Source organism: Streptococcus mitis SK564 (genome assembly GCF_000148525.1).
Lineage (GTDB): Bacteria > Bacillota > Bacilli > Lactobacillales > Streptococcaceae > Streptococcus > Streptococcus mitis_H.
Genome location: NZ_AEDU01000027.1, coordinates 1 through 17,487, shown reverse-complemented (window position 1 = coordinate 17,487; position 17,487 = coordinate 1). Strand labels below are relative to the sequence as shown.

The following is a 17,487-nucleotide window of genomic DNA, read 5'->3' as shown; positions in this document are numbered from 1 at the left end:
TCCATCCTCTTAAAAGAGAGATGAATTGATTATAAAAGCGAGTTAGTCCCCCAACTCGCCTTCACCTTAATTTCTATCAATTAGTTATAGATTTTGAATGCATCATCGTCGTTTTTACCAACGAATGGCATTGCTTTACGCAATTCTGCACCAACTTTTTCAATTTCAAGGTTAGCTGCTTGTTCACGGTAAGCAGTCAATTTTGGACGTCCAGCTTTATAGTCATTTACAAAGTCATTTGCAAATTTACCATTTTGGATGTCTGCCAAGACAGCCTTCATATTTTCTTTAACTTGTTCAGTGATTACACGTGGACCTGATACATAGTCACCGTATTCAGCAGTGTTTGAAATAGATTGACGCATTTTCTTGAATCCACCTTCGTAGATCAAATCAACGATCAATTTCATTTCGTGAAGAACTTCAAAGTAAGCCAATTCTGGAGCGTAACCTGCTTCTGTCAAGACTTCGAAACCTGCTTCGATAAGGGCAGTCAAACCACCACAAAGTACAGCTTGTTCACCAAACAAATCTTCTTCAGTTTCTTCTTTATATGTTGTTTCAAGAAGACCTACACGAGCTGCTCCAACACCTTTACACCAGTCCATAGCAATGTTTTTAGCATTTCCTGTTGCATCTTGATATACTGCGTAAAGAGCTGGAACACCAAATCCTTCTTCATAAGTACGACGTACCAAGTGTCCTGGTCCTTTAGGAGCACACATGAAAACATCTACATCCGCAGGAACTTTGATAAATTCAAAGTGGATGTTGAAACCATGAGCAAATCCAACTGCGTTTCCAGCTTCCAAGTTTGGAGCGATTTCTGCTTCGTACAATTCTTGTTGGATTTCGTCTGGTGCCAAAATCATGATAACGTCAGCCAATTTAGTAGCTTCTGCTACTGTGTAAGTGTCAAATCCATCTTCTTTTGCTTTATCAAAAGATTTACCTGGACGTACACCGATAATAACGTCACGACCTGAATCACGCAAGTTTTGAGCATGCGCATGTCCTTGTGAACCATAACCGATAACGGCGATTTTTTTACCGTCAAGTGCTGCTACTTTAACATCTTTTTCGTATTCCATTTGAACTGCCATAGTTTTTCTCTCTTTTCTATTATTTATTGCCTTTTAGGCTGGTTTAACAAATTTAAGTTGGATTTTTAATCACGGGTAAATCCAGTTGCACCCGTACGCGCGATATTGCGAATACCGTATGGTCGAATGACTCGCAATAGAGCTTCACTCTTTTCGGCATTTCCTGTCATTTGAATGGTAATCGAGCTTGGCGCTACGTCTACCACCGTTGCACGGAAAGGTTGAATAATCGCTAGAATCTCAGCTCGCTTCTCAGCTGGCGCTGACATCTTAACCAAAATCACCTCGCGCTCCAAATGAGGCTTGTCTGTAATATCACGAATGCGAATCACATCAATCTGACGATTGAGTTGCTTGATGATTTGCTCCACTTCATCATGTGAAGCTACATCAATAATAATGGTGATGCGCGATACATTCGGATCTTCTGTTGCTCCAACAGAGATACTTTCGATATTAACCTGACGACGAGACAGGACACCGGTAAAGCGATTGAGGACTCCTGATCGATTTTGTAGTTTTGCTGTTAACATTCTACGCATGGAACTTCACCCCCAACATCTCATGATTACTCTTACCAGCTGGTACCATTGGTAGCACCTGTTCCTTACGAGAAATATCTACCTCGATTAGCATAGGAACGCCCTCAGTGATGACTTCAAGGTCTTGATCCAAGGTCTCAGGATTGTCAAATTTATAGTTTTTAATACCGTAAGCTTGTGCCATCAATTGGAAATCTGGAAGGGTATCAAAGACTGACTCAGATGTTCTACCTTCATAGAAGGATTCCTGCCACTGACGAACCATGCCAAGTGAGTGGTTGTTCAGCATAACCACCTTGATTGGCACCTTGTAAATGTTCAAAATAGCCAATTCCTGGTTAGTCATTTGGAAACCACCATCCCCAACAAACAAGACTACTTCCTTATCTGGGTTAGCAATTTTAGCCCCGATTGCTGCTGGAATTCCAAATCCCATCGTTCCCAAACCACCTGAAGTCACTAACTGACGTTCATTTTGGTAGGGATAATACTGGGCTGTCCACATTTGGTGTTGACCAACGTCTGTTACTACAATGGCATCACCATTCGTCAACTCACCAATGCGTTCAATAACGGCTTGAGGTTGAACCACACGTTCTTTCTTATCATAAGAACGAACACGGTTCTTGTCTTTAGTGACTTTTTCAATCCATTTCTCAGTATTGTTATGAACTGTTGGTTCCGCCAACAACATTTGCAAGGCCTTCTTAGCATCTCCAACTACAGGAATATCTGCACTGATAATCTTACCAATCTCGGCTGGGTCAATATCAATGTGGGCAACCTTAGCATTCTTAGCGAAGGTCTTAGGATTCCCCGTCAAACGGTCATCGAAACGACAACCAATACTAATCATAAAGTCCGCTTCCGTCATGGCAATATTAGCTGCGAATGACCCGTGCATGCCTCCCATTCCAAGGAAGAGTGGATGACTCGTTGCAATCGTTCCTTGTCCCAAAAGACTGGTTACCACCGGAATTTGATAGCGTTCTGCAAATTCATTTAATTCTGCAGCCGCTTCAGCATAACTAATTCCACCACCAGCTAGCAAGACTGGCTTTTTAGCCTTGGATAATTGCTTCAAGATTTTCTTGATTTGCATATCATTTGGCTCAAGAGTTGGCTGATAGCTTGGTAGGTTCACTTCTGATGAATAAATGAAGTCCGTTTCTAAAGCAGATACATCTTTAGGTAGGTCAATGACAACTGGCCCTGGTCGACCTGTAGTTGCGATATGAACAGCTTCTGTAATGATACGAGGAATATCAGCTGTCTCTCGAACTTGGTAATTGTACTTAGTGATTGGCATGGTAATTCCCACAATGTCTGCCTCCTGAAAGGCATCTTTCCCAATCCCTACTCGCGCCACCTGACCTGTAAAGACCAAAAGGGGAACGCTATCGCTCATAGCATCTGCAATTCCTGTAATGGCATTTGTTGCTCCTGGTCCGCTAGTGACTACGGCAACACCCAACTTTCCAGTTGATTTGGCATAACCTTCAGCTTCATGCAGACAGCCTTGCTCATGGCGCCCTAGAATGTGGCGAATGCCTTTAAAATTATATATCGCATCATAAAAAGGCAAGACCGCACCACCAGGATAACCAAAGATGGTATCAATTCCTAAATCACGAAGTGTTTCCAAAACTAGGTCCGACCCCGTCTTAGGAGATTCTAAACTGATTTTCTCCATTGTTCCCCTTTCTTTCCTCTTAAAAATAACTTGTTACTATCATACCATTTTTTCAAGATTTTTCAAGAGAAAAGAAGAAATTTTCTGAATTTTCTATTTTAACGTTTATTTATGAATGTTATTTTTGTTTTTATAAAAAAGATACCGATTTCATTTACTAAAAAAGAAAAAAGAACTGATTTCTCAGTTCTTCATTAATCTTATTCCACACTAAATAGGTATGGGTAAACTGGTTGTTGACCTTGGTGAATCTCAACTTCGACGTCTTCGAATTCTTCTTCGATTTCTTGAGCAATTTCATTAGCAAGTTCTTCGCTCCCGTCTTCACCGACATAGAAGGTTACGATTTCACTATCTTCATCCAACATATGTTTCAAGGTTTCTGTCAAGGTTTGGTGCATGTCAGGGTTTGACACGAGAATTTTCCCATCCACCATACCTAAATTATCGTTTTCATGGATTTCCAAGCCATCAATGGTTGTATCACGAACAGCTGTTGTGACGCTTCCGCTAACGACATCGCTAAGAGCAGCTGTCATACGCTCTTGGTTTTCTTCGATGGACTTGCTTGGATCAAAGGCAAGAAGACTTGTCAAACCTTGAGGAAGAGTACGAGCTTCTACCACTACTGCTGGTTGCTCCAAAACTTCTGCTGCAGATTGAGCTGCCATGAAGATGTTCTTGTTGTTTGGCAGGAAGATAATATTACGAGCGTTGACCTGTTCAACAGCCTTGACAAAGTCTTCTGTTGAAGGGTTCATAGTTTGACCGCCTTCGATAACATAATCCACACCTTGAGAACGGAAGATATCTGCTAGACCTTTACCAGCCACTACAGCAATCAAAGCATACTCTTTTTCTTCAGCTGGCTTGCTAACTTGGGCAGCTTCTTTTTCAACCTGTGCTTCGTGTTGGTTGCGCATATTGTCAACTTTTACCTTGACCAAGCTACCATATTTGAGACCTTCTTGCATAACAAGTCCTGGATCTTCTGTATGGACATGAACTTTGACAATTTCATCATCATTGACAACGAGGAGAGAGTCTCCAAGCTCATTCAAGTAGTTACGAAATTCGTCGTAGTCAAAATCTTTGGAATAGGTTGGACCTTGCTTAAGAGCTACCATAATTTCAGTACAGTATCCAAATGTGATATCCTCAGTCGCTACGTGACCAGCTACAGACTTATGATGCTCCGCATTGATCATTTCACTCATATTAGCAGGAGTCGCTACAAAGTCCTCAGATGCAATATATTCGCCAGTAAGGGCTGAAAGGAAACCTTCGTAGATGAAGACCAGTCCTTGACCACCTGAGTCCACAACTCCAACTTCCTTCAAGACCGGAAGCATGTCTGGCGTTTTAGCAAGAGCTGTTTTAGCACCTTCTAAAGCTGCACGCATTACTTCAACAGCATCATCTGTCTGCTCAGCTTTTTTCTTCGCACCGATAGCAGCTCCACGCGAAACTGTCAAAATTGTTCCTTCAACTGGTTTCATAACGGCCTTATAGGCAACTTCTACACCTGATTGGAAGGCAAGAGCCAAATCTTGACCTGTTAACTCGTCTTTATTCTTAATGGCTTGTGAAAATCCACGGAAAAGCTGAGACGTAATAACACCTGAGTTCCCACGCGCACCCATCAAAAGCCCTTTAGCAAGAATGCTCGCTACCTCGCCAACTGTAGAAGCTGGCTTGTCTGCAACTTCTTTAGCACCATTTTCAATGGTCATTCCCATATTTGTTCCAGTATCTCCATCTGGAACAGGGAAGACGTTTAATGAATTGACATATTCAGCTTGCTTATTCAAGCGAGTTGATGCAGCCTGCACCATTTCTTGAAATAAGCTAGTAGTAATTTTTGACACGGTTATTCTCCTACAACTTTGATATTTTGAATGTAGACATTTACAGTCTGAGCAGTAATTCCAAGCTGGTTTTCCAAGCTAAAACGAACACGCTCTTGAATGTTTTTTGACACTTCGCTAATCTTTGTTCCGTAGCTCAACACGGTATATACATCAACTGCAATACTGCCATCTTCGGCCGCCTTTACGACGACACCTTTGGAATAATTTTCCTTACCTAGAAGGGCTTGGAAATTGTCTTTGAGGGCATTTTTACTAGCCATACCGACCACACCAAAAATCTCAGTTGCTGCTCCACCTACGACGGTTGCAATCACTTCATCTGTTAGTTCGATTTGACCATCTTTTGTATTAATTTTTACAGTCATCCTTTTTACCTCAACTAGTTGATACTCTATTTTATCATATTTCAGCCCAAGTGTAAAAGCAGAATACTGTATCAGCGGATATTTACTCTATTTTTCAAATGATTCTACTCCTACAATAAAAGAAAAAAGACCCTAAGGTCTCCTTTACTTTTATTATTAAACGCGTTCAACTTTACCTGATTTCAAAGCACGAGCTGAAGCCCAAACTTTTTTAGGTTTACCATCGATAAGAACAGTAACTTTTTGAAGGTTTGGTTTTACGGCACGTTTTGTTTGGTTCATCGCGTGTGAACGGTTGTTTCCTGATACAGTCTTACGACCTGTAAAGTAACATACTTTAGCCATTGTGTTTTCCTCCTATTAGATCTAATATAGCGGATGTGCTAGCACCACATACCGTACTATGTTATCACACTTTCTTCATTTTTGCAAGGGAATTGGAAGATTTTTTTATTTAACGTAGACAATCCCCAACTTTCCAAAAGCCACATCTCCACGGATAATCAAAGTTTTACTGGTTGGAGCTAGAGAAGTATCTGCCTTGGCTACACCACAGAAAGTTTCCACCTTCAAATCCACTCGCCAATGTTGGGGAACATAGATAACTGCATTGCCAAAACCAACTTCTACTTTCAGGGTTGCAGTATCTCCTAAAATCTCTGCATTGTCATAATATATCTTAGCATTGCCAAAACCAACTTCTACTTGGTCTTCTACCAATTCTTGGTTTTGCTTGTAGAAAGTCCCAGTCCCAAAAGCGACTTCCTTATCTGTAAGAATGGTCTTTTCACCATCATACCACCATTTTTTTCCATTCCAAGTCCTGTTAGAATGAGTGAGTGCGCTGACACCCATTACGATTAAAATACTAGCCCAGAACAGTGACTGATTGGAAATCGGTAAAATATCATAAAAGTGGTTGGCAATTAGTAAGGCTACTAGAGCTGTAAAAGAGGCTGAAGTTAAGTGGCGACGCAACAAAGCTCCGACTGATTGATAGGCAAAAAAAGCAATACCAATCAAGGGCAAAATTTGCCCTCCAAGAGAAGGGATCCCAAAATTCCCCTGTAATAATACTAAAGCTGCCAATACTAGCAACACAATACCAAATACTTTCTTTTTCATCTTCTTACCTCATATTTCTTAGATTTTCTTTTAGGAGGGATTGATAGTGCCGCGACACGTGAACCTCCTTGTGGGTCTGATAAAAGGAAATGGTGCCCGTTCCTGAAAAGGATTTGTCCACCGAGTAAACCTGACGGATATTTGCAATAGTCGACTTGGATACCCGACTAAAATAGCGAGGAAGGATAGCCTCCAACTCATAGAGTTTAAGCCGAACCTCGTAGGCATCTTTCTGGGTATGGGCATAAATCTTGTTCCCCTCTGTTTCAAAGAAGAGAATTTCCGACAAGTCCAGATAATATTCACCCGTCCCCTTGTAAAAAATCAAACGAGGAGACTTGGACTCTTGCAAGAGGCGCTGTAAATCCGCAATCTCATCTGTCAAAGCCGCTGCCTTGATGACAATTTCAGTTTCCTCTAAATTGCTGTCAATTTCGATTCGTAACTTCATTCCATCTCCTTTCTGACTCTACTATATCAAAGCCAAAATAAGAAAACAAGAGCAAAAAAGCAAGTGGTTACTTTAGACCCGTAAGTGGTTGTAAGGCTACCTTAACTTACAGGTCAAAATAGAAAGAAAAGCACACCCCACACAAGACCACAAATATAGCCAACCACTACATCCTTAGGATAATGCACGCCACCTAAGACTCTCACTAGACCGAGGAGAGCTGACAAGACCAACAAGATAACCCCTACGGATAAACTAGCATGTAAGCAAGCCATGGAGATAATGGTGGCTGAAAAGACATGACGACTGGGCATAGACTGACCAGGACTATCTCTGTCAAGCAAGGGTTTAATATCCCATCCCTCATAAGGCCTAGGGGCATTGATTTTCTTACGAAGAAAGGACAAAATCACAAAACCTGATGCAGGAATAAACAAATAGATTCCGACCTGTTTCCCAAGTCCTTCTTGGAGATAGGTAGTAGTTAACAAGATTAAATAAACTATAGGCATAACTACTGTCATGAAGCGATTGAAAGCTCTCAGCAATCTCAGAAAGATAGGCTTATTTTCAATATTAGCAGCAATATGGTCATACCATTCTTGATAATTTTTCATATATTTTCTCATTACTTACTCAAATTTTGCTTGCAGGGAAACACTTATCTTCTAGTATAGTGCAGAAAAAGAAGGCCGTCAAGCCTTCTTTGGATTTATTCTTCTGCTTCGTCTTCTGTAAACTGACTGTTATAGAGGTCAGCGTAGAAACCAGCTTGCGCCATCAGCTCATCATGATTTCCTTGCTCGATGATATTGCCATCTTTCATGACGAGAATAAGATCAGCATTTCGGATAGTTGACAAGCGGTGGGCGATGACAAAGGAAGTTCTTCCCTCCATCAAACGGTCCATGGCTTTCTGAATCAATTCCTCCGTCCGTGTATCAACAGAAGAGGTCGCCTCATCTAAAATCAAGAGCGGTGCATGTTTCAACAAAGCACGAGCGATAGTCAAGAGTTGTTTTTGCCCGACAGACAAGGTCACCGTGTCGTCCAAGACGGTATCGTAACCATCTGGTAGGGTCATGATAAAGTGGTGAATCCCCACAGCCTTGCTGGCTTCAATCACGCGCTCATCACTAATACCTGTTTGATTATAGATGAGATTGTCACGAATGGTTCCTTCAAAGAGCCAAGTATCCTGCAAGACCATTGAAAAGGCATCGTGTACTTCCGAACGCTTCATCTCCTTGGTATTCACACCATCGATGCGGATACTTCCCTTATCAATCTCATAGAACTTCATCAAAAGATTGACAATGGTTGTCTTACCAGCCCCAGTCGGTCCGACAATGGCAACCTTTTGCCCTGCATGAGCGGTCGCAGAAAAGTCATGAATAATGGTTCGCTCTGGTGTATAACCAAAGGAGACTCGATCAAAGACTACTTGACCTTTCATATCGCTCAATTGGATTGCTTTATGGGATTCATCTTCCATCTCCTCTTCAGCTAGAAATTCAAAGACACGTCCCATGGCTGCGCTAGCTTGCTGCAAACTAGTAACCCCTTGGGCAATTTGTGAAAGAGGCTGAGAAAAGATACGAACGTAGGCCATAAAGGCAACGATAATCCCGATACTAATCTGCCCATTCAGAGCCAAGGCTGCACCAACGATAATCACCAAGGCATAGCTAAAGTTCCCAATAAACATCATAATCGGCATCATAATCCCTGAAATAAATTGAGACTTCCAGATACTATCATACAGACGATGGTTTAATTTCGCAAACTCTTCTTTCGTACTCTCGATGGCATTGTAACTGGTCACCACATTATGGCCAGAGTACATTTCTTCCACATAGCCATTGACAGCTGCCAAATCTTGTTGCTGACTCTTAAAGAAGCCCTGAGATTTGCCCATAAAGACAGACACGAAAGCAAAACCGATAAGAGTTGAAACAACCGTCACCAAGGCTAAAATCCAGTTCATTCCAAACATGGTCACCAAGACTGCCACGACTAATAAAGTGGATGAAAGAACTGTCCCCAGACTTTGATTAAGGGACTGGGCTGCAGTGTCAACGTCATTGGTTACACGAGACAAAGTATCCCCCTGAGAGTGTCCATCAAAATATCCCAATGGTAGGCGATTAATTTTCTCTGCAATAGCTCTTCTCAAACGCTCTGAAAAACGTTGAATGGCTGTTGTAAACAGAAAGGCCTGCAAATAATTTGAAAGGAGTCCAATCACATAAATCACGGCCAAAAAACTACCAATGGCTGCAACCGCCGCGACATCCACACTTGTTTCCAGACCACTTGCAATGATATTGGTCATTTCCTTGATACGGGTTGGACCATATACAGTAATGATATTGGATACGATTGTTGCTAGAAAGGCTATCAGAAGGGCAAACTGGAGGCCTGCAAGATAGGGTTTACTCTGTTTCCAGAGAGACATTTTCTTATTTTCCATGTTCCAATTCCTCCTTCGATAGTTGTGAATAGGCAATTTCTTGGTAAACTTCGTTATTAGCTAGAAGTTCCTTGTGGGTGCCTTGTCCCACGACTTTACCTTGATCCAAGACCAAAATCAAATCTGCATCCATAATCGTTGAAATACGCTGTGCGACAATGAGCTTGGTCATAGACTTAGTTTTTTCAGCTAACTCTTGGCGTAGAACTCGGTCTGTCTTGTAATCCAAGGCTGAGAAGGAGTCATCAAAGATGAGGATTTCTGGCTTCCTAGCCAAGGCACGCGCAATAGCCAGACGCTGTCTTTGACCACCTGAGAAGTTGGTTCCTCCTTGGGCTACTTCTGACGCTAAGCCAGCTTCCTTGTCTTCGATAAAGTTCTTAGACTGGGCCAATTCCAGAGCTTTCCACATAGCCTGCTCACTAAGCGGTGTTTCTTGACTGTGTCCAAAATCTAAATTGCCCTTGACATCACCTGAAAAGAGAACCGCTTTCTGAGGAATATAACCAACCTTGTTGCGCAAGTCTTCCAAGTCATAGTCTTGAACATTGACACCATCCACCAGAATTTCTCCTGCTGATACATCGTAGAAACGTGGAATCAGATTGACCAGAGTTGATTTACCAGAACCTGTTGACCCAATAAAGGCCACTGTTTGACCAGCCTCTGCTCTAAAGCTAACGTGCTCGATAACCGCCTCCGAATTTGCCGCATAGCGGAAGGTTACATCCTTAAATTCGACCTGACCTTTGAGGTTTTCATCAGACTGCTGCACTTGAGCAGGATTTTGGATAGAGGAATGCGAATCTAAAACCTGATTGATCCGCTTAGCAGAAACCATGGTTCGGGGAAGAACGATGAAGAGTGCTCCCATGAGAAGGAAGCCCATGACAACCTGCATGGCATAAGACATGAAAACAACCATGTCACTAAAGAGAGGCAGACGCGCTGTTGGAGTAGCATCGTTGATTACATAGGCCTCAATCCAGTAAATTGCCACACTTAAACCACTTGAAATCCCCATCATGATGGGATTTAAAATGGCCATAAGACGGTTTACAAATAAATTCAAACGTGTCAGCTCATCATTTGCTGCTGCAAATTTGTCATTTTGGTAATCTTCTGCATTGTAGGCACGAACGACACGAATACCTGTTAAACTCTCACGAGTGATACTGTTCAGTTTATCTGTCAACCCCTGAATCAAGGACTGTTTTGGAAAGGCTAGCGTCATCAAAACTGTTGTCATCAAAACATTGACAATCACTGCCACAAGCACAGCCCAGAGCCAATATTCTGAATGTCCTAAAATTTTCCCGATGGCCCAGATAGCCATGATCGGACCACGCGTAACCACTTGTAGGCCCATGGTAATCAACATCTGAACCTGAGTAATATCATTGGTAGTACGAGTTAGAAGACTGGGAATAGAGAATTTCTTAATCTCTGTCTGCGAGTAGTCTAAAACTCGGTTAAAAATATCACTTCTCAGCCTACTAGTATAAGAAGCAGCTACTCTGGACGCAAAAAATCCAACTGCAACTGAGAACAAGAAAGCCAGAAAGGACATTCCCACCATCATACCTGCTGGTTGCCATAACTCATCCAAGTTGGTTCCTTGACTTCCTAGCAAATCCGTAATTTTAGAGATATAGGTCGGCACTTCCAACTCCAGATAGACCGAAAAGCAGGTAAAGAGAATGGCTAGTAAAATCATCCCCCATTCTTTTCCACTAATTCGTTTGGCTAATTTCTTCATTCTCTCCTCCTATTCCCTTGATATTTTCCTGTAGTTGACTGAGGACTTTCTCAAAGATCAGTAATTCATCTTTATCTACGCCTGCCAATAACTGCTTGTCTATGCGTTCAAAAAAGGCCTTAACCTGTTGCATCTGAGAACGTGCTTTGTCCGTCAAACGAACAAATTTTGCCCGCTTATCGCTAGGACTCGCCTCCAATTCCACCAAACCATTTTGCACCATACGCTTGACCAAATTACTAGCAACAGACTTGCTAATATTGAGTTCCTGCTCGATATCTTTAATCAAGACCAAGTCTTGGTTTTTCTCACGATTATCCAAAAAACGCACAACCTGACCTTGAGGCCCACCCATAAATTCAATGCCGCAACGTTTGGCTTCCTTTTGTACCATCAGGTGAATCTGATGACCAAAACGCTTAAAGACTAACATCGGTTTATCCATACTAACTCCTTTCTAACCATCACATTTAGTTCCCCTAAGAACTAAATAAGTTTTCATGAGAACTATTTTACCACTTTGAAGAGAGATGTCAAGAAAAAGTTCCCTAGAGAACTATTTTCTTGATTCAAAAAAATCCCAAGTGATTTTTTCACTTAGGATCATGTTCTCTAGGTTAAATTAGAACCCGTCTACGTTTGTATAAATCTTTTGTACGTCTTCGTCGTCTTCAAGAACGCTGTAAAGTTTTTCAAAAGTTTCAAGGTCATCACCTGACAATTCCACTTCTGACTGAGGAATCATTTCCAATTCAGTAACTTGGAATTCTTCGACACCTGACTCACGGAGGGCAACGATAGCCTTGTGAAGATCAGTTGGCGCTGTATAAACAGTGATTGTTCCTTCTTCTGCTTCTACATCGTCCACATCCACATCTGCTTCTAGCAATTGCTCAAAGACTGCATCTGCATCTTCACCTGCAAATACGATAACACCCTTATTGTCAAAGAGGTATGAAACCGAACCTGAAGCACCCATGTTTCCGCCGTTTTTACCAAAGGCTGCACGGACATTGGCCGCTGTACGGTTGACATTTGAAGTCAAAGTATCAACAATCAACATAGAACCATTTGGTCCAAAACCTTCGTAACGGCCTTCTGTAAAGGTTTCATCTGTGTTTCCTTTAGCTTTATCAATAGCTTTATCGATAACGTGTTTTGGCACTTGGGCTTGTTTAGCACGGTCGATAACGAATTTCAAAGCTGAGTTTGATTCTGGATCTGGATCACCTTTTTTAGCTGCTACATAGATTTCTACACCAAATTTTGCATATACTTTAGAGTTAGCTCCATCTTTAGCCGTTTTCTTGGCTACGATATTGGCCCATTTACGTCCCATTAGGAATCTCCTTTTTTCACATTTTAATCTTTCTTATTATAACACAAGTTTTTTCGATTTTCACTAGAGGAAATGGATTTTATTCAGTAAATCCAACTAGGATTGCACTTTGGTTACCAAGATTGCCTTGCCTTTCCATCCTTATCAACATTCAAAAAACAAACTAGACCATTATCTGCAAATAGAAACTTTGACAAAATCCGCTCAAACTACTGTTTTGAGTTTGTAGATATAAGCGACAAAAACAATCATACTGCACCTTTTGTTGACAGTCTACTCCAGACATATCATAGTTCAAGTAAATACTTTGAAATTCAACAGTTCTCATAGGCGCTATTGTATTCTAAGAAATCAATAGAAGAGTTTCTAAACAAAACCATAATTTATGTGTTCTTGAAACAGAAATTTATGCTCTTTTTGATTTCACATGATACTGAAGTTAGACTAGTACAACGGCACTTCTAAAACAAGTAAAAGGTAGCTAATTCCCTGTATAGCAAGGAGTTTCACTACCCTTTTTACTTTTTCTTACAGCCCCTGTTTGATAGACTCATTTTAACATCACGAGCATGCTCCAATGGAAATCGCTAGGCAAGAGATAAACTTTCAGATATTCGCAGAGAGATCATCGCCTCTTTTTGTCGCAAACATTCTTCCCCCCTAATCATTTTCTACCTTATCCTCTACCTGAGGATAGAGAGTCGTTCCCCAAATAGAAATCGTCCGCTTACGCACTAGGGGCAAATCGGTTTTTTCATAAACCGTACGCCACCATTCCCAGGCAAGTCCGGTACACTCTCTAATTTTGATAGAGAGATTGCGAACATTCCCTTTTAAAGGAATACTAGTGGTAAAGTGAGCCGTCAAATCCTGGCCATTTCTGTCCCAAGCCTTAGCAGTCAAGATTTCCTTACCTTGATTATCATAGGATAATTCATCCCAAGTAATGTAATATTGGGCAACATAGGCACCACTATGATCCAAGAGTAAATCTCCGTTTCTGTAAGCTGTCACCTTAGTCTCAACATAGTCTGTACTGTTTTGAAAGGTCGCAACTACATTGTCCCGTAAAAAAGAAGTTGTATAAGAAATCGGCAAACCTGGATGATCGGCTGTAAAGCGACTGCCTTCTTGAATCAAGTCCTCTACCATATCCACCTTGCCTGTTACAACTCGGGCACCCGAACTCGGGTCGCCCCCTAAAATAACCGCCTTCACTTCTGTATTGTCCAAAATCTGTTTCCACTCTGTCTGAGGAGCTACCTTGACTCCTTTTATCAAAGCTTCAAAAGCAGCCTCTACTTCATCACTCTTACTCGTAGTTTCCAACTTGAGATAGACCTGACGCCCGTAAGCAACACTCGAAATATAGACCAAAGGACGCTCTGCAGAAATTCCTCTCTGCCTCAAATCCTCTACCGTTACAGTATCTTGAAACACATCTCCTGGATTTTTAACAGCATCTACGCTGACTGTATAATAAATCTGCTTAAAATTAACAATCTGAATCTGCTTTTCGCCCGAATGGACAGAATTAAAATCAATATCAAGAGAATTCCCTGTCTTTTCAAAGTCAGAACCAAACTTGACCTTGAGTTGTTCCATGCTGTGAGCCGTGATTTTTTCATACTGCATTCTAGCTGGGACATTATTGACCTGACCATAATCTTGATGCCACTTAGCCAACAAATCGTTTACCGCTCCGCGAACACTTGAATTGCTGGGATCCTCTACTTGGAGAAAGCTATCACTACTTGCCAAACCAGGCAAATCAATACTATAAGTCATTGGGGCACGATCGACCGCAAGAAGAGTGGGATTATTCTCTAACAAGGTCTCATCCACTACGAGAAGTGCTCCAGGATAGAGGCGACTGTCGTTGGTAGCTGTTACAGAAATATCACTTGTATTTGTCGACAGGCTCCGCTTCTTTCTTTCGATAACAACAAACTCATCGGGTAACTGATTCCCCTCTTTGATGAAACGATTTTCAATACTCTCTCCCTGATGGGTCAAGAGTTTCTTTTTATCGTAATCCATAGCTAGTATAAAGTCATTTACTGCTTTATTTGCCATCTTCTACCTCCTAATAAGTTCCTGGATTGAGTTGCATAAACTCAGACTTGTTCAGTGAAATCAGCTGTGGTTGGACTAAGTGATCCAAAACTTCCTCGTATAATTCTTCTGAGACATTGCGTCGCCGTCTGGCTAGATAAGAAGTCGGAATGACCGTATTATCCAACATAAATACCTTATCTAAGTCAATCAAAGTTGGTCTTGTAAAAGGATTACGAGCTAAATCCGGCTCTTCTATCATAAAGTTCTTGACCAAACGTCTGGTCAAGAGAGCTGGTTTGAAGGTCTGATTTTTAATCAACTCTTTGTTTTTAGTCATGCTGTTGTCAATACAGATATACATATGATTCTTCACAGCCAAATCGCTACTAATAGTCGGAAAAGGCAAATAAAGAGCTACAACATCTCCTCTCTTAATCAAGTAAGAGCACCCCCTTTTCTCCTAATGTAACATAGACAGGATTGACCAAGTCTTCTGATTGACTCAGAATTTCCAAAGTTTGAGTTTGGCGCGCTGTCAATTTAGTAGCATCTTGTCTCTTCAATACAAAATACTTGTCTCCAATTACCTTGACACTATAATCCTTCTCCAAAGCTGACTGGTAAATCCACATCAGATATTGTCTGTCCTGAGAACTCAAGAGAGAAGGACTTTCAAGTCTCCCGATAGTCTGATAAAAATCAAAAACAGGAGCCAAAGATTGCCAATCTGACTGGCTAGTTGTCAAGGCTAGAAAAAGAGCTTTGCGAGCTGATACTTCTTGGTTAGCCTTGAGAGTTACTTTTCCCTCCAAGTTTTTTAGAAAGTGGGAAACTCCAGAAAGCAAATCTTTCTCTAACTGCGAGAAATAAAAACCTTGCCTTCCCAGACACAAGTCTCTCAAGTCGCTTTCTCTAGCAAATAAGAGTTCAAATAGTTGATAGTAAAAGAAAAATATCTGGCACTGAGTCGCGCTCATCTCTTCTTTATCGGCTTCTTTTTTCAACCAGAGCAAGGGCGACAGGTAGCTGGATTGAGACATTTCCTCCACCTCCTATTCTTTTTGCCCTGGAGCTTCTGCACTAGCTGCCACTTCTTTTGACTGGATACTTTCCCACTGGTTGATTTCCTCTGAGATAAGACCTTCGCATGTCTTGACAAATAGGGCAAAAGCCTTGGTTTTTCCTGCATATTTCTCCGTTTGGCATTGATAAAGGAATTTTTCTCTCTCCAGGAGTTGCGCAGTTTTTTGGTAAGAAATCCAGTGTTCCTTGGCATTATACAAATTGAGAATCCCCTCACACAGCAAGCCTAGACTGGACAAGGCAACCGAAATCAAACGGTAGCGATCACCTGGCATAGGAATAGCACAAAAGACCGCTATGAGAAAACCTGCCACGATTTCTGTTATTTTTAATACCTTATAGCGTCTACGATGTTGAACGCTTTTCTTTAAAAAATGAGCTATCTGTACGTCTAGTCGCTCTGCCAAGTACATTTCTTCTGGCGTCATATTCGTAACCCCTTTCATTTACTTTGATAATCATAGTATAACATATTTGAATATCAAAGTATAGTAAAAACTGGACTATAGCTTATTATAAAATCCAAATATGAAATGTTTGTGAAATGAGAGAAAAATATCACAAAAAGGATGGAACAAAAAGTTTCAAAATGATAAAAGCGCATAATACCTTGCCTTAAAAAGCTTGATATTATGCGTTTTATCAGAGAAAGATTTTCTGAATGTTCACCTCAAATTTAGTTTTTCCAACATTCTATCAATCACTATTCTAGCTAGTTTCCGACTAGTCTAAGCTTTGCTTATCCTAACTGAGCAAGAATAGCTTTGAGTTTATCAATCAACTCATCTTCTGTATGGTCAGACTCTTTCTCATTGGCTAGGAAGGTAACTGCTTGAGCGAGAGCTTCTCGTGCTTGGTCGAGGACTTTCGCATCTACATTTGTAAGGTCGTTTTCTTGCAGAACCTTAGTCAATTCCTTAGTCAATTTCTTGAGTTCTGACTCTTTCTTACGACGCGCGATGAGGAAGAGAAGGAGACCAAGAAGGGCGAGCAGGCTACCAATCATGGTACCGTATGGAAGATGACCTTGCTCTTTGCTTGTTTCTTGCATTTCCTCTTCATCCTTAGTCGCTTGCTTGCCTTTCAAGGACTCGAGTACTTCTTTGACCTTAGCAGTAATCTCTCTCAATCCTGCCTCTGTCAAGTCAGCATTTCTAAGGGCTTCTTGACCCTCTCCGAGAATAATCTTCGCATCGTCGATGACAGATTGATCAATACCATCCAAGTCTTTCAAACGAGTTTCCAAGTCTTGAATCAAATCTCTTAAGACTGATTTATCAACCTGTTTCTCTTGACTCGATTGAGCGCCCCCAGCGAAAGCTACACTTCTACGGCTACGAGCTGGAGCCGTCACAGAACTTCCAGATAGCCCTTGTGGAGACTCTACTTCTGTCGCATTTCCTGTTCCCCTCTGTTGAGCAGATGGACCAGTAGCTTGACCCGTCGAATCTCCTGAATGAGCTGGAGTGCTTGGAGTAGTAGGCTGATCTTGGTTATTTGCATCGCCTTGACTACCATCACCAGATGGAGCTGGTCTGTCTCCTTGGCTAGCCGCATCCCCTCTACTATCTGAACCTGCTTGGTTACCACCATTACCTGGTGTGGATGAGTTTCCTTGGTTAGCC

The 17,487-nt window shown here is 41.5% G+C and carries 18 protein-coding genes; all 18 read right to left on the bottom strand.

Annotated features, from left to right (window positions below):
• Positions 1-80: 80 nt before the first annotated feature.
• Positions 81-1,103 (bottom strand): ketol-acid reductoisomerase, encoded by a 1,023-nt coding sequence (ilvC, locus tag SMSK564_RS11185; protein WP_000290683.1) that lies wholly within the window; start codon positions 1,101-1,103, stop codon positions 81-83.
• 65 nt (positions 1,104-1,168) lie between these two features.
• Positions 1,169-1,645: an acetolactate synthase small subunit gene (gene ilvN, locus SMSK564_RS11180; RefSeq protein ID WP_001253803.1), complete on the bottom strand. Its 477-nt coding sequence runs from the start codon at positions 1,643-1,645 to the stop codon at positions 1,169-1,171.
• On the bottom strand, positions 1,638-3,338 hold the full coding sequence (locus SMSK564_RS11175; protein WP_000411739.1) for an acetolactate synthase large subunit: 1,701 nt from the start codon (positions 3,336-3,338) through the stop codon (positions 1,638-1,640). The genes ilvN and SMSK564_RS11175 overlap by 8 nt, the downstream gene beginning before the upstream one ends.
• A gap of 200 nt (positions 3,339-3,538) precedes the next feature.
• The gene (locus tag SMSK564_RS11170) at positions 3,539-5,206 is read right to left on the bottom strand and encodes a DAK2 domain-containing protein (RefSeq protein WP_000036693.1); all 1,668 of its coding nucleotides are present in this window, start codon (positions 5,204-5,206) and stop codon (positions 3,539-3,541) included.
• 2 nt (positions 5,207-5,208) lie between these two features.
• A complete protein-coding gene (locus tag SMSK564_RS11165; protein WP_000216437.1) occupies positions 5,209-5,574 on the bottom strand; it encodes an Asp23/Gls24 family envelope stress response protein in 366 nt (121 codons plus the stop codon).
• Between the two features lie 156 nt (positions 5,575-5,730).
• Positions 5,731-5,919, bottom strand: coding sequence for a 50S ribosomal protein L28 (rpmB, locus tag SMSK564_RS11160; protein ID WP_001140948.1), 189 nt, complete (start codon positions 5,917-5,919; stop codon positions 5,731-5,733).
• A gap of 105 nt (positions 5,920-6,024) precedes the next feature.
• The gene (locus SMSK564_RS11155; RefSeq protein WP_000730928.1) at positions 6,025-6,699 is read right to left on the bottom strand and encodes a LiaF transmembrane domain-containing protein; all 675 of its coding nucleotides are present in this window, start codon (positions 6,697-6,699) and stop codon (positions 6,025-6,027) included.
• Between the two features lie 4 nt (positions 6,700-6,703).
• The gene (locus SMSK564_RS11150; RefSeq protein ID WP_000776604.1) at positions 6,704-7,150 is read right to left on the bottom strand and encodes a LytTR family DNA-binding domain-containing protein; all 447 of its coding nucleotides are present in this window, start codon (positions 7,148-7,150) and stop codon (positions 6,704-6,706) included.
• 113 nt (positions 7,151-7,263) lie between these two features.
• The gene (locus SMSK564_RS11145) at positions 7,264-7,767 is read right to left on the bottom strand and encodes a phosphatase PAP2 family protein (RefSeq protein WP_000800900.1); all 504 of its coding nucleotides are present in this window, start codon (positions 7,765-7,767) and stop codon (positions 7,264-7,266) included.
• 95 nt (positions 7,768-7,862) lie between these two features.
• The gene (locus tag SMSK564_RS11140) at positions 7,863-9,623 is read right to left on the bottom strand and encodes an ABC transporter ATP-binding protein (RefSeq protein ID WP_000428274.1); all 1,761 of its coding nucleotides are present in this window, start codon (positions 9,621-9,623) and stop codon (positions 7,863-7,865) included.
• Positions 9,613-11,382 (bottom strand): ABC transporter ATP-binding protein, encoded by a 1,770-nt coding sequence (locus SMSK564_RS11135; RefSeq protein WP_000731776.1) that lies wholly within the window; start codon positions 11,380-11,382, stop codon positions 9,613-9,615. The genes SMSK564_RS11140 and SMSK564_RS11135 overlap by 11 nt, the downstream gene beginning before the upstream one ends.
• The gene (locus SMSK564_RS11130) at positions 11,357-11,827 is read right to left on the bottom strand and encodes a MarR family winged helix-turn-helix transcriptional regulator (RefSeq protein WP_000360537.1); all 471 of its coding nucleotides are present in this window, start codon (positions 11,825-11,827) and stop codon (positions 11,357-11,359) included. The genes SMSK564_RS11135 and SMSK564_RS11130 overlap by 26 nt, the downstream gene beginning before the upstream one ends.
• 177 nt (positions 11,828-12,004) lie before the next feature.
• Positions 12,005-12,721: a YebC/PmpR family DNA-binding transcriptional regulator gene (locus SMSK564_RS11125; protein WP_000532879.1), complete on the bottom strand. Its 717-nt coding sequence runs from the start codon at positions 12,719-12,721 to the stop codon at positions 12,005-12,007.
• A gap of 660 nt (positions 12,722-13,381) precedes the next feature.
• Positions 13,382-14,797, bottom strand: a complete 1,416-nt coding sequence (ply, locus tag SMSK564_RS11120; RefSeq protein ID WP_004237042.1) for a cholesterol-dependent cytolysin pneumolysin — start codon at positions 14,795-14,797, stop codon at positions 13,382-13,384.
• 10 nt (positions 14,798-14,807) lie between these two features.
• Complete coding sequence (locus SMSK564_RS11115) at positions 14,808-15,218, bottom strand: hypothetical protein (protein ID WP_000595753.1); 411 nt, start codon at positions 15,216-15,218, stop codon at positions 14,808-14,810.
• Entirely contained in the window at positions 15,211-15,819 is a 609-nt protein-coding gene (locus SMSK564_RS11110; RefSeq protein WP_000083609.1) for a hypothetical protein, read from the bottom strand. The genes SMSK564_RS11115 and SMSK564_RS11110 overlap by 8 nt, the downstream gene beginning before the upstream one ends.
• Before the next feature lie 12 nt (positions 15,820-15,831).
• Positions 15,832-16,290 (bottom strand): DUF4231 domain-containing protein, encoded by a 459-nt coding sequence (locus tag SMSK564_RS11105; protein WP_000186949.1) that lies wholly within the window; start codon positions 16,288-16,290, stop codon positions 15,832-15,834.
• Positions 16,291-16,601: 311 nt separating this feature from the next.
• Positions 16,602-17,487 (bottom strand): hypothetical protein (locus SMSK564_RS0103065; protein WP_000740427.1); only part of this gene is annotated, 886 nt, incomplete at its 5' end.

Bases quoted from the DNA above. Each gene is read 5' to 3' on its own strand.
- ilvC (WP_000290683.1), bottom strand. From the start codon at position 1,103: ATGGCAGTTCAAATGGAATACGAAAAAGATGTTAAAGTAGCAGCACTT.
- ilvN (WP_001253803.1), bottom strand. From the start codon at position 1,645: ATGCGTAGAATGTTAACAGCAAAACTACAAAATCGATCAGGAGTCCTC.
- SMSK564_RS11175 (WP_000411739.1), bottom strand. From the start codon at position 3,338: ATGGAGAAAATCAGTTTAGAATCTCCTAAGACGGGGTCGGACCTAGTT.
- SMSK564_RS11165 (WP_000216437.1), bottom strand. From the start codon at position 5,574: ATGACTGTAAAAATTAATACAAAAGATGGTCAAATCGAACTAACAGAT.
- rpmB (WP_001140948.1), bottom strand. From the start codon at position 5,919: ATGGCTAAAGTATGTTACTTTACAGGTCGTAAGACTGTATCAGGAAAC.
- SMSK564_RS11155 (WP_000730928.1), bottom strand. From the start codon at position 6,699: ATGAAAAAGAAAGTATTTGGTATTGTGTTGCTAGTATTGGCAGCTTTA.
- SMSK564_RS11150 (WP_000776604.1), bottom strand. From the start codon at position 7,150: ATGAAGTTACGAATCGAAATTGACAGCAATTTAGAGGAAACTGAAATT.
- SMSK564_RS11145 (WP_000800900.1), bottom strand. From the start codon at position 7,767: ATGAAAAATTATCAAGAATGGTATGACCATATTGCTGCTAATATTGAA.
- SMSK564_RS11140 (WP_000428274.1), bottom strand. From the start codon at position 9,623: ATGGAAAATAAGAAAATGTCTCTCTGGAAACAGAGTAAACCCTATCTT.
- SMSK564_RS11135 (WP_000731776.1), bottom strand. From the start codon at position 11,382: ATGAAGAAATTAGCCAAACGAATTAGTGGAAAAGAATGGGGGATGATT.
- SMSK564_RS11130 (WP_000360537.1), bottom strand. From the start codon at position 11,827: ATGGATAAACCGATGTTAGTCTTTAAGCGTTTTGGTCATCAGATTCAC.
- SMSK564_RS11125 (WP_000532879.1), bottom strand. From the start codon at position 12,721: ATGGGACGTAAATGGGCCAATATCGTAGCCAAGAAAACGGCTAAAGAT.
- ply (WP_004237042.1), bottom strand. From the start codon at position 14,797: ATGGCAAATAAAGCAGTAAATGACTTTATACTAGCTATGGATTACGAT.
- SMSK564_RS11110 (WP_000083609.1), bottom strand. From the start codon at position 15,819: ATGTCTCAATCCAGCTACCTGTCGCCCTTGCTCTGGTTGAAAAAAGAA.
- SMSK564_RS11105 (WP_000186949.1), bottom strand. From the start codon at position 16,290: ATGACGCCAGAAGAAATGTACTTGGCAGAGCGACTAGACGTACAGATA.